The sequence below is a fragment of the Terriglobia bacterium genome (assembly GCA_036496425.1).
Lineage (GTDB): Bacteria > Acidobacteriota > Terriglobia > 20CM-2-55-15 > 20CM-2-55-15 > 20CM-2-55-15.
Window position 1 is genome coordinate 1 of the sequence record DASXLG010000022.1, and the last position, 10,488, is coordinate 10,488.

A 10,488-nucleotide genomic window follows, 5' to 3' on the forward strand; every position below is an offset into this window, starting at 1 on the left:
AGCCATCCAGCGGAATCTCCAGAGGATTCGTCGTCACCTTGCCATCCGCGGCTTTGATGCCTTTCGAACAGGTGTCCTTGTCACGCTCGTGGCAAAGGATGCAGTAGTGAATCTCGCTCAGAATCTCGCGCGGCTTCATGCGCGCATCGGTCAAGCCGAAGCCGTCGCGGCGGCGAAGGCGTTCGTCGGGTCCGATGGACTCCTCAGGAATCTGCGGATTCGGCTGCTGCAGTGCGACGAGGTTGAAGTGATCGATGGTTTCGGGGAAGCGGAAACTGACCCAATGGCGGTAGGCGGGATCATGCAGATGCGCCGCGCACCATTGCTTCAGGGACTCCAGCGCTGGTGAAGGCTCTCCGGCCTTCTCGGATTGCATGAGATCGGCCGCGGCCAGCGCCGTCGCAAGCTCGTCATCCAGCGGCCGGCCTGCTTTGTCGACCGCCTGTTTTCGCAGCTGCCTGATTTCGGCTTCCAGGGCCTGAGGATCGGCAGCCGCGGTGAGCTTCTTGAGATTCGGAATAACGCGGCGGCGGATGAAATCGACTTTGAACCGGAAAACGGGATTCTGGTCGGCGGTCGCGGCAGCCAGAGCCTCGACTTCTGACGGAATACCGAAGAGTCTGGTCAGGAACTGGCTGACATGGGCCGCCATCGCAACCAGCAACGCTGATATTTCAGGTTCGGTGCGCGGTTTCTCGGGGTGGTTGCGGTAATCATCCCAGGCTGCAAACAATTCGGGGTTGGCCGCGGCAACTTCGACGTCAAAGACGTCAAGAAGTTCCTTAAGCCGTTCCGGCTTATAGAGATCGGGATAAGCGAAGCCGGCAATTCCCAAGCGGAGCTCCGCTGACACGCCTGCGTTATTCATCGGAATCGTTTTCATCTTGCGGATCGTGACTGAACTCGAAACCTAGGTAGGATTTCTGGAAGTCCTGTCGAACCATGCCTCCCTACAACAGGTGTAAGGATTATTCTAGCAACAAATGCGGGGCTTGAAGCCCTCTTCTATTAAAGAATTTGATCGAGGTGATGGCGCAGGTGCGTGACGTAATCCCGCATCAGAAATTCGAGCGTAAGATCTTTACCATCAGGCGTGTGCCAGACATTCTGAAGCGACTTGGGATCGACGGAGCGGATCACCGCCGCCAGTTGCGTGTTATAAGTCTGCCAAAGCTGAACAATTTCGAGCCAGGGACGGTCCTGGTAGCGCTGGACGCGAACCCACGCATCGCCGTCGTATCCGGGCAGATCGATGCGAGGCGCCAGTTGGAGGCGGACAAATCGTTGATGGTTGTTGGCTGCGGAGTCGACCAGATGTCCGAGGGCCTGTTTCTTCGACCACTTGCCGGGCGCGCGGGGAGCGGCCGCCACGGCGTCATCAATCTGGCCTAACTTATCCCCTGAAGCTACTGCGGAAAGCAAATCCTGGGAAACCGATTCCATGGAAAATAGAATAGCCGCGGATGGAGCGGATTGCACGGATTTCTATCCGTTTAATCCGCCGAATCCGCGGCTAATGGCTTACCAGCGGTTGTTGCGGCCGGCGCGGCTGGCGAAATCCTTTTTCACCATCGGACGAGCCTCGTTGACAGTCAACGGGCGGCCGCCTAGGTCCTTTCCATTGAACGCCGCGATCGCTTTCTCAGCTTCTTCGTCGTTCATGGAGACGAAACCAAATCCTTTTGAACGGCCGGTATCACGATCATTAATGATACTGACGGATTCGACCGAGCCAACCTGCGAAAACAGACTGGTAAGTTCATCCTCCGTCGTTCGGAACGACAGATTTCCAACGTAAATTTTCTTCGACATTTTCTTCCTAATTCAATTTTGTAAGGAACATCGTGGGCTGGGCAGGAAAGGAGTCAAAAAGCAGATTCCAGTCTCCGGCAGTGACAAGAGGCTCCCCAAGGGTCCATAAAACAACAACGGGAATCGCTGTTGCAGTTACGGAAAAAGAATATCACGGCGTCTATACAACGGATGTCACTTTTCTTTCCGCGCTGGAAGAAGGCCTTTGACCACCGCATCTTCGAGTAATCCCCGGGCATGTTGCCAAAGCCGGGCGGAGCCTTCGGCCATACCTTCATTCCGCTCCAGGACGCGGTCCGCTGTAATGCCGTGCTCCGCCCAGGAACGCCCGTGCGTGTAGTAGTTATGCAATTGCGGCATGAAACGGTCGAGGGCGAGCGCAAAGCGGGCGTCCGGAGTGTTGCCCGCTTCGAATTCCTGCCATAGAGCGCGCAGCTCATTGCCCTGATCCTCCGGCAGTATGCCGAACAGCCGTTCGGCCGCGGCATCTTCGCGTTCCGGCTTGTCCAGAGCACCCACCGCATCGTAGAAATACGTGTCCCCGGCATCGATCTCGACGATGTCGTGAACCAGAACCATCTTCACCACACGCGCCACATCGACAGGTTCGTTCGCATGCTCCGCCAGCACAATAGCCCCGAGCGCAAGATGCCAGCTGTGCTCCGCAGTGTTTTCCGCACGGTCGGCATGAATCAAATAGGTCCGTCTCAATATGGTTTTGAGTTTGTCGATTTCCAGGATGAACTGTATCTGGCGCTCGAAGCGTTCGGAATCCATTAGGGTGTCTAGAATATAACCTTGCGACGCTGTTGCCTAGCGCGGAGGGTGGAACTGATCATACCGGCGACTAGAAGCACGAATCCGGCCGGATCGAAATCGACGAAGCCGTCATGTACCGCCTTCTGAGAATGGAACCGCCGATCAAGCGTATTGCACGAACGCACTTGCGAAGTCGGCGCAATCGGCGGTTCTCCTTAGCGTTTGCGGCGGGCTTTCTTCTTCGGAGCGGGTCGCGTTTTTTTCTTCGCGAGCGGCTTTTTCGCGACCGCTTTTGGAGCTACTTTCTTTTTCGCAACCTTCTTCTTCGCAACTGTCTTCTTCGCTACAACCTTCTTGTTCGCGACTTTCTTTTTGGCAACCTTTTTCTTGGTGACTGTCTTTGCGGCTTTCTTCTTTTTCTTTGCGGCCTTCGGCGCAGGTGGTGCGGGCGCCGCCGGCATTTCCTCTTCGTCTACGATTATTAAGGTATCGATTACTGTTTCGTCAGGCTCATCGACGGAGGATTCCGAGTTCTCATCAATCAGCATCTCGGAAGCATCGTCCTGGCCTGGATCCGTCTCATCAGGCGAGTCCATGATGTCATCGAAATCATCTTCCCTGCTCATGTGCATCTCCTTGTACAGAAGGCCGATGCTACCTCCCGGCCTAAGTTCGCGCCACATCATACAACGGAATATCACGTGCTCAACTCCTTGATGTGACTACCGCAGTAAGGATTGTCGAGGAATTCGGTGCTATCGAAGACGAGGCGAAGCGCTGGCGGCTTCTTGACGAGGAGGCCAACAGTCCCATGCACCAGTATGCATGGGTAAAAGCATGCAGTTCCGCATTCGCCGATTGCGGCAATCTGCGCTTAATCGTCGTGGGCGCCGGGGAACCCAGAGCGCTCGCCCCTCTCGTGGTCCGGGGCCGCACGATTACCCGGATCGAATGCCTCGGTGTGGACGAACTTTATGAACCAACAGACTTTCCGCATTCCGACCCGGGTTCGCTGACTTGTCTCGTCAACACTCTGGTGGAACTGCGATACCCAATTCTCCTGCGGCGAATTCTGGCGGACTCGCCGGTTCTGAGCGCTCTGCGCAAGGCCTTCCAGTCCCGCGGTTTACTTCTGTCGCGTCCGGTAACCGGTTATCCATGGATCGACCTTGATTCTTCCTGGATCGAACCGGAAAAGAAGCTGAGTGCCAGCCGGAGATCCAGCCTTCGCAGGGCGCAGCGAAAAGCCGAGGAAATCGGGCCGATCGAATATGAGATCCTTTCGCCCGAACCGGACCAACTGAAGGACCTTCTCGCCCGAAGTCTGCAGATCGAGGCGGCGAGTTGGAAAGGACGTGGCGGCTCGGCCTTGCTGTCGGACGGCGAGCGGCGGCAGTTCTTTGAGCAATACACCGCTATCGCCTGCGAGCGAGGAGTCCTGCGGCTCTGCTTCATGAAGATCGGCGGCCAGGCCATAGCGACACAAATTGCGGTCGAATGCGGCGGCGGCTTCTGGCTGCTGAAAGTCGGCTATGACGAAGAATTCGCGCGCTGCTCGCCCGGCAACCTGCTCATGTTGGAAACCCTTCGATATGCCGTATCGCGCGGCTTGAACACCTACGAATTTCTCGGTTCGGCGGAACCATGGACCGAAATCTGGACGAACCAGGTTCGTCCATGCGTGTCCGTCTGGGGGTACCCCGCAAATCACCGCGGGATGACAGCTTTCACATGGGACGCACTGAGATACGGATGGGAACGGCTGAATCGGCACTTCAATCGCTGATCCGGCGCGCCGCCGGCGCGTACACCGCCGGCCCCGCCACCAAGGATGCTCAGGCCGTCTGCGAGCGGCTGGCACGCGACGGAATTGCCAACACTGTTTGCTATTGGGACATCTATGCCGATCAACCGACGAGGATTTGTGCGGCATATGCCAACCTGCTAAAGACTGTATCCACAGCGACGTCCGATTGCTATCTGTCAATCAAGGCTCCCGCACTGAGGTTCGATGCCGGTCTCGTCAGGAAAATTCTCGGCGAGGCTGCGCGCTTGAACGCCGTTGTACATTTCGATGCGATGGGTCCCGACACCGTCGATCGAACGTTCGCGCTCATCTCGGAAACTGCCAAAACGTATCCCCGGCTTGGCTGCACGCTGCCCGGCCGGTGGCGCCGCAGCGCCGTTGACGCCGAGCGCGCGCTGGCCATGGGACTTCGCGTACGAGTCGTGAAGGGAGAGTGGCCCGGAATCGGAGGCGATGAGGCCGATCCCCGCGAAGGGTTCCTCCGTATCGTGGAAAAGCTGGCCGGCCGCGCAGTCCATGTCGCTGTTGCCACTCATAATCCGGTCATGGCCCGGCTAGCCCTGAGACGACTGCAGGATGCCGGCACCCCTTGCGAAATCGAGCTTCTCTATGGTCTTCCGCAGCAACCCATGCTGCGCATCGCGCGGGACTTCGGAGTCCGCGCACGCATGTACGTTCCCTACGGGCATGCCGGACTACCCTACCGCCTGAAGAACGGATTCCGGAATCCACGCATTATTGGCTGGTTCCTTCGCGACTTATGGCGTTGTAAACGCCCAGTTTAGACACCCTCCTACGGATTACGCTCCGGAAACGGACAAACAGCGACAAACTCTGTCCGTCTAATTCTGTAATCATGTTTAACGAGCTGCCCGAAACTATCCCACACAAAAATAAGACGAAATTCGAGGCCTTCGCCGGAGCGCTTGCCGTTCAGGTAGTGTTGGTCGGGTCCATTATTGTGCTGCAGATGGCACTGCCGCAGAAACTTGGAGAATTCCAACTCCTCCAGACTCTGTACATGGCGCCGCCCCCTCCGCCGGCCCCGGCCGCCAAAGAAGCACCGGCACCGGCCGCGGTCCGTCATCAGGCGGAAAGGCCATCGGCTGCGACTCAACCCACGCCGGTTGCACAGCAAAAGGCGCAGCCGGTGCAGGAACAGCCCGCAATTATTGCCCCGACGGCAATCCCCAGCGACATCGCCAGGATTGTGGAATCAGGCGCTGCCGGCCGCCCAGGTAGCGTACCCGGCGGCGTGGTTGGTGGAGTCGGGGGAGGTGTTGCGGGAGGAACGCTCGGCGGAGTACTTGGCGGCGCCGCCGTCGCCAATGTTCCTCCGCCGCCGGCAACCGGTCCCGTCCGTGTCGGTGGAAATGTAAAGCAGCCGAAGCTCGTTCATATCGAGCAGCCGCATTATCCGCCGGCAGCGAAGGCTGCCCACATCGAGGGGGTTGTTGTGGTCGAGGCGACGGTCACTGCGGACGGCACCGTCGACAAGGTGAAGGTTCTTTCCGGGCCGCCGACGCTCACGGAAGCGGCTTCCGAGGCCGTGTCCCATTGGAAGTACGAGCCGACCTATTTAAACGGACAGGCGGTGCCCGTCATCCTGACCGCAAGAATCACCTTTTCACTGAGTGATGCGCAAAAATAAAACGTGCGCCGGCCTGCATAATCCGCGTAATCTGCGGCTGTTATGTTTTCAGGAAAGGTCGCAATTGTAACGGGTGGAAGCCGCGGTATCGGCCGCGCCATCGTCCAGGCTCTGGCACGCGAAGGCGCGCGGGTCGTCTTCACCTACGCCCAGAACAAAGCGCTTGCGGATGAGATCGCGAACGGCGACACAATCCTCGCATTTCAGGCCGACGTCACCAGCTTCGATCAGGCCAAAGACCTCGTGAAGCAGGTCAAAGAGCGGTTCGGACGCGTCGATATTCTGGTCAACAATGCCGGCATCACCAAGGACAAGCTGGTCGCTTTGATGAGCGAAAAAGATTGGGACGATGTCATCGATACCAATCTGAAAGGCGCATTCAACCTGACCAAGCCCATCATCGGCATGATGATTCGCCAGAAATCCGGCGCCATCCTGAACATCACATCGATCAGCGGAATCGTCGGCATGCCCGGACAGGTGAACTATTCCTCGTCGAAAGCCGGCATGATCGGATTCACGAAGGCCCTCGCCAAAGAAATCGCCAAAGCCCACGTCACCGTAAACGCGCTCGCGCTCGGATTTGTCGAAACCGATATGACCGGTGTCCTCAACCCGGACTATCGCGCCAAAGCCCTCGAGCAGATCCCCTTGGGCCGCTTCGCCAAGCCGGAAGAGATGGCCGAGGTTGCGCTATTCCTGCTGTCGCCGAAGGCCGCCTATATCACCGGGCAAGTCATTCAGGTTGACGGGGGATTGGCCATATAGGGAAGCAGACTTATTGGATCATTGCATCATTTCGACGTTTCTCCATTGATGCAATGAAGAAACGTCGAAATGATGCAATGATCCAATAAGTCTTTCTCCCCCTTAGGACGTCCTCCCGAACTCGATCTTCTTCTGCGCTTGGTACTTCCCCTTGCGATCCTTATACGAGATTTCGCAGGGCTCATCCGACTGAAAGAAAAGAACCTGGCACAATCCTTCGTTCGCAAAGATCCGGACCGGCACCGGGGTGGTGTTGGCAATCGAAACCGTGACGAAGCCTTCCCATTCCGGCTCAAACGGCGTGACGTTCACGAGAACGCCCGTTCGGGCATATGTCGACTTGCCGACGCACAGGGTGAGGACGTCCCGGGGAATGCGAAGATACTCGAGCGTTCTTCCTAAAACATAGCTATTAGGCGGGATATCGCACGACGGGCCACGATGTTCCCGGTAATATTCAGGCGGAATGGCCTTGGGATTCAGCGTTGCGCCCGGCGGGGGAGCAAAAATTTTGAATTCCTCGGCCAGCCGGAGGTCGTATCCATAAGAGGATAAACCATATGAGATCATGCCCTCCGCGACTTGCGAAGCGCTGAACGGTTCGATCATTCCGCTCGTTTCGGCCATTTGACGTATCCAGCGATCAGATTTAATTGGCATTGCCTAACGCGTCTCCTGATGGTAAAAATATGCTGACAAAGAAGATACGGAGGTTCAAGTGATCAAACTCGATCTCGTGAATCAGATCGTGGAGCGGACGGGAGTCAGCAAGACCAAAGCGGAGCAGGCAGTCGACACCATCTTCAATTGCATGAAAGACGCCCTCAAGGCCAATGATCGGATCGAGTTGCGCGGCTTTGGTGTGTTTTCGGTAAAACCGCGAAAAACCGGTATCGGCAGGAATCCCCGCACGGGTTCGGAAGTGAATATCCCGCCTGGAAAAGCCGTGAGATTCAAGCCGGGCAAAGACTTGCAGTCGCTTTAACCCGCCCGCCCGCAGCCTGTGCAAACGTAGTAACATAGCTCAGCTCGTAGCCCCAATACGCGAAGCCCGCGCAATAGCGCGCAGGCACAACAAAGATGGACACTCCGTTCAATCCGCCGGCCGACATCCTTTTCACCGAGGCGCGCCGGCAGAAGTTTCCCTGGGTGAATGTGGCGCTGTTCGGCCTGACGTGCGTCAGCACGATGATCGTCGGCACAGCGCTGATGGAAGCCTACACGAACTCGCTCGGAGACGTGCTTCCATTCCTGGGGGAAATCTTCCGCTCGCCCTCCATCCTCTTGAAAGGGCTGCCATTCAGCGTCGCCATCATGACGATACTGCTGGCGCATGAGATGGGACACTACCTGACGTGCTGCTATTACGGCATCGACGCGACGCTGCCCTACTTCATACCGGCGCCGACTCCCATCGGCACGATGGGGGCTTTTATCAAAATTAAATCGCCGATCCAGCACCGCGCCGCGCTGCTCGAAGTCGGCATCGCGGGCCCGATTGCGGGATTCGTGCTCGCGATCCCGACATTGATTATCGGTCTGGCCAAATCCGGATTCACGGCCCCGGAGCCCCCTGGCGCCGGCTTCGGGCTCGGTGAACCGCTCATCTTCAAATTGTTCCAGTTGCTGATGGGGAAGACGCCGCACGCAGGTATGGACATCAATCTGCATCCCATCGCTTTCGCGGCATGGTTCGGTTTTTTCGCCACCGCGCTGAATTTGCTCCCGGTAGGCCAGCTCGACGGGGGCCACGTTTTGTACGCGCTATTCGGTCGGGTTCATACGCGGATATCCCAGACCTTTCTCTTCACTCTGATCCCTCTGGGATTGTTCTACTGGCAGGGCTGGCTGCTATGGACAACAATCCTGCTATTCATCGGATTGCGGCATCCGACAACGCTCGATGATTCAGTTCCGTTGAAGCCGCGTCACACCGCGCTGGGATGGATTGCCCTCGCCATGTTCGTCCTGTGCTTCACTCCGATGCCGTTTTATCTGACTTAGTCTCGGGCTCCGCCCCGCAAAACATCTGAGTGACGTAAACTTTGCCGTCATCGTCTTCCACGACGGCAACGCCGATGCCTTCGCGCGTGTAGTTCTTGTCCAGGATGTTCTGGCGATGCCCGGGGCTGTCCATCCAGCCCTTGACTGTCGTGGATGCGATTTTCTCGAGTGAATTCCAGATGTAGGTTTTTTCGGTCGTCTTGCGCTTCCGCTCTTCGATCACCCGCGAGTACAGGTTGCTCTGGTAAATGTTCTCGGCCATGAGCTGGCAAACCTTATAACCTGCGGCCTCCGCCCGTTTCATCGGCGTCAGCCCTTCCGGGTTGATGTGCTTGAAGTACTTTCGCTTCGCCATATCTTCACTGTGCGCGCGCGCGATTTTGGCCAACTCGCCGTCCCACTCCATCTCCGGGCTGCCGTTCGCCTTCCGTTGCGCATCGATCAGCTCGTGGACCCGCTGTTCGAGATCGGGCACACGAATTTCCGGCTTCGTGTTCTGAAACAGAAGCAGAAAAAACATCAGGAGCGTCATGTTAAAAAGTGTAGCACCAAGGCAACCCTGGTCCGATAAGACCATTGGATCATTGCATCATCCGACATTTGTTCATTTCTTCAATTGAAGAAATGAACAAATGTCGGATGATCCAATGATCCAATGGCCTTAACTACTGTTTTTGACTCTGTAGGAACTCCAGAAGCGTCTGGGCTGTGGGCGTGAGGAGTTTCTGGCGGCGGTGGACGATGCCGACAGGCCGGACGAGATCCGGCATGTCCGTTGGTATGGCGGCCAGTACTCCGGACTCGACCTCGCGCACCACGCTCGGCTGAGGAAGAATGCTCACGCCGGACTGCAGGGTAATGGCGTGTTTGATCGTCTCGATGTTGTCGAACTCCATTGCGCCGTTGACGTTCACGCCGTGCTGGCGGAGAGCTTTGTCGATCGCTTTCCGGATACTGAGGCTGCGATCGAAAGCGATGAAATTCTCTCCATCCAGGTCCCGATAAGACACCAGTTTCCGCTTTGCCATGGGGTGCGAGCGGTGACACACGAAAACCATCGGTTCCGAGTGCCATGGCACCACCGTCAGCGACCGGTGAGGCGAGGGAAACGAGAGAATGCCGAGATCTGCTTCATCATTAATGATCGCATCCACCACTTCGTGAGGATGCAGGTACGCGAGCCGGATCTTCGCATGCGGATACTGCTGCGTGAACTGTTGCGAGTAGATCCCCATATCGTGCAGCCCGACCGAATAAATAACGGCCACCCGCACTGCTCCGCTCACCAGCGTCCGCTGGGACGTAATCTCCGTTTTGGCTTTTTCGAAATTGTCGAGCAATGCGACACAGGCTTCGAAGAACTTTTTCCCTTCCGGAGTCACCATAAATGGACGCTTCGTGCGATCGATGAGCTGCGAGCCGAGTTCTTCCTCCAGCTGCCGGACAGCCTGGCTGGCAGCCGACTGCGAAATCCGGTGCGAAGCAGCTCCCAGCGAGAAGCTCCCCGAGCGGATAACGTCACAATAGAGGCTTAAGGTGTCGAGATTCATTCCTTTGCGAACGCGGGCTAAAGCCCGCGTTCAGAGAAGATAAGACATTAGCTGTGCTTATGCAAAGTACTTTTATTTTACAGGATGACTTATTCAGAGAAGTTGGCTAAAGTATTCGCCACCCTTGGAGGACAACT

General features: G+C 56.9%; 14 protein-coding genes. 6 read left to right on the forward strand and 8 right to left on the reverse strand.

Annotated features, from left to right (window positions below):
* The 5 genes from VGK48_01635 to VGK48_01655 all read right to left on the reverse strand — a co-directional run.
* Nucleotides 1-883, reverse strand: an 883-nt coding sequence (locus tag VGK48_01635; GenBank protein ID HEY2379859.1) for a hypothetical protein, incomplete at its 3' end; no start/stop codon positions are given.
* A gap of 125 nt (nt 884-1,008) precedes the next feature.
* Entirely contained in the window at nt 1,009-1,443 is a 435-nt protein-coding gene (locus VGK48_01640; protein HEY2379860.1) for a DinB family protein, read from the reverse strand.
* A gap of 78 nt (nt 1,444-1,521) precedes the next feature.
* Nucleotides 1,522-1,812, reverse strand: coding sequence for an RNA-binding protein (locus VGK48_01645; GenBank protein HEY2379861.1), 291 nt, complete (start codon nt 1,810-1,812; stop codon nt 1,522-1,524).
* Nucleotides 1,813-1,986: 174 nt separating this feature from the next.
* Nucleotides 1,987-2,589 carry an HD domain-containing protein gene (locus VGK48_01650; GenBank protein HEY2379862.1) on the reverse strand — a complete coding sequence of 201 codons (603 nt, stop codon included), beginning with the start codon at nt 2,587-2,589 and terminating at the stop codon, nt 1,987-1,989.
* Between the two features lie 197 nt (nt 2,590-2,786).
* The gene (locus VGK48_01655) at nt 2,787-3,197 is read right to left on the reverse strand and encodes a hypothetical protein (protein HEY2379863.1); all 411 of its coding nucleotides are present in this window, start codon (nt 3,195-3,197) and stop codon (nt 2,787-2,789) included.
* A 92-nt stretch (nt 3,198-3,289) separates the two neighbouring features.
* Here VGK48_01655 and VGK48_01660 point away from each other — a divergent pair, with 92 nt between their 5' ends.
* The 4 genes from VGK48_01660 (at nt 3,290) to fabG (ending at nt 6,797) form a co-directional block, all read left to right on the forward strand.
* Nucleotides 3,290-4,357 (forward strand): GNAT family N-acetyltransferase, encoded by a 1,068-nt coding sequence (locus VGK48_01660; GenBank protein HEY2379864.1) that lies wholly within the window; start codon nt 3,290-3,292, stop codon nt 4,355-4,357.
* Complete coding sequence (locus VGK48_01665; GenBank protein HEY2379865.1) at nt 4,324-5,163, forward strand: proline dehydrogenase; 840 nt, start codon at nt 4,324-4,326, stop codon at nt 5,161-5,163. The genes VGK48_01660 and VGK48_01665 overlap by 34 nt, the downstream gene beginning before the upstream one ends.
* A 71-nt stretch (nt 5,164-5,234) precedes the next feature.
* On the forward strand, nt 5,235-6,029 hold the full coding sequence (locus VGK48_01670) for an energy transducer TonB (protein HEY2379866.1): 795 nt from the start codon (nt 5,235-5,237) through the stop codon (nt 6,027-6,029).
* A 42-nt stretch (nt 6,030-6,071) separates the two neighbouring features.
* On the forward strand, nt 6,072-6,797 hold the full coding sequence (gene fabG, locus VGK48_01675; protein ID HEY2379867.1) for a 3-oxoacyl-[acyl-carrier-protein] reductase: 726 nt from the start codon (nt 6,072-6,074) through the stop codon (nt 6,795-6,797).
* 102 nt (nt 6,798-6,899) lie between these two features.
* Here fabG and dcd read toward each other — a convergent pair whose 3' ends face one another.
* On the reverse strand, nt 6,900-7,457 hold the full coding sequence (gene dcd, locus VGK48_01680) for a dCTP deaminase (protein ID HEY2379868.1): 558 nt from the start codon (nt 7,455-7,457) through the stop codon (nt 6,900-6,902).
* Between the two features lie 58 nt (nt 7,458-7,515).
* Here dcd and VGK48_01685 point away from each other — a divergent pair, with 58 nt between their 5' ends.
* Together VGK48_01685 and VGK48_01690 are read left to right on the forward strand one after the other, a co-directional pair.
* A complete protein-coding gene (locus VGK48_01685) occupies nt 7,516-7,782 on the forward strand; it encodes an HU family DNA-binding protein (protein ID HEY2379869.1) in 267 nt (88 codons plus the stop codon).
* A 95-nt stretch (nt 7,783-7,877) separates the two neighbouring features.
* On the forward strand, nt 7,878-8,801 hold the full coding sequence (locus VGK48_01690; protein ID HEY2379870.1) for a site-2 protease family protein: 924 nt from the start codon (nt 7,878-7,880) through the stop codon (nt 8,799-8,801).
* Here VGK48_01690 and VGK48_01695 read toward each other — a convergent pair.
* Both VGK48_01695 and VGK48_01700 read right to left on the reverse strand, forming a co-directional pair.
* Entirely contained in the window at nt 8,773-9,333 is a 561-nt protein-coding gene (locus VGK48_01695) for a CAP domain-containing protein (protein HEY2379871.1), read from the reverse strand. The two genes, VGK48_01690 and VGK48_01695, sit on opposite strands and share 29 nt — an antisense overlap.
* Nucleotides 9,334-9,466: 133 nt before the next feature.
* A complete protein-coding gene (locus VGK48_01700) occupies nt 9,467-10,351 on the reverse strand; it encodes a LysR family transcriptional regulator (protein HEY2379872.1) in 885 nt (294 codons plus the stop codon).
* Nucleotides 10,352-10,488 lie beyond the last annotated feature (137 nt).

What these genes read in the sequence shown, in the direction of transcription:
- VGK48_01665 (HEY2379865.1), top strand. Translation starts at nt 4,324, where the DNA reads ATGGGAACGGCTGAATCGGCACTTCAATCGCTGATCCGGCGCGCCGCC.
- VGK48_01700 (HEY2379872.1), bottom strand. Translation starts at nt 10,351, where the DNA reads ATGAATCTCGACACCTTAAGCCTCTATTGTGACGTTATCCGCTCGGGG.
- VGK48_01655 (HEY2379863.1), bottom strand. Translation starts at nt 3,197, where the DNA reads ATGAGCAGGGAAGATGATTTCGATGACATCATGGACTCGCCTGATGAG.
- VGK48_01690 (HEY2379870.1), top strand. Translation starts at nt 7,878, where the DNA reads ATGGACACTCCGTTCAATCCGCCGGCCGACATCCTTTTCACCGAGGCG.
- VGK48_01670 (HEY2379866.1), top strand. Translation starts at nt 5,235, where the DNA reads ATGTTTAACGAGCTGCCCGAAACTATCCCACACAAAAATAAGACGAAA.
- fabG (HEY2379867.1), top strand. Translation starts at nt 6,072, where the DNA reads ATGTTTTCAGGAAAGGTCGCAATTGTAACGGGTGGAAGCCGCGGTATC.
- VGK48_01650 (HEY2379862.1), bottom strand. Translation starts at nt 2,589, where the DNA reads ATGGATTCCGAACGCTTCGAGCGCCAGATACAGTTCATCCTGGAAATC.
- VGK48_01640 (HEY2379860.1), bottom strand. Translation starts at nt 1,443, where the DNA reads ATGGAATCGGTTTCCCAGGATTTGCTTTCCGCAGTAGCTTCAGGGGAT.
- dcd (HEY2379868.1), bottom strand. Translation starts at nt 7,457, where the DNA reads ATGCCAATTAAATCTGATCGCTGGATACGTCAAATGGCCGAAACGAGC.
- VGK48_01695 (HEY2379871.1), bottom strand. Translation starts at nt 9,333, where the DNA reads ATGACGCTCCTGATGTTTTTTCTGCTTCTGTTTCAGAACACGAAGCCG.
- VGK48_01645 (HEY2379861.1), bottom strand. Translation starts at nt 1,812, where the DNA reads ATGTCGAAGAAAATTTACGTTGGAAATCTGTCGTTCCGAACGACGGAG.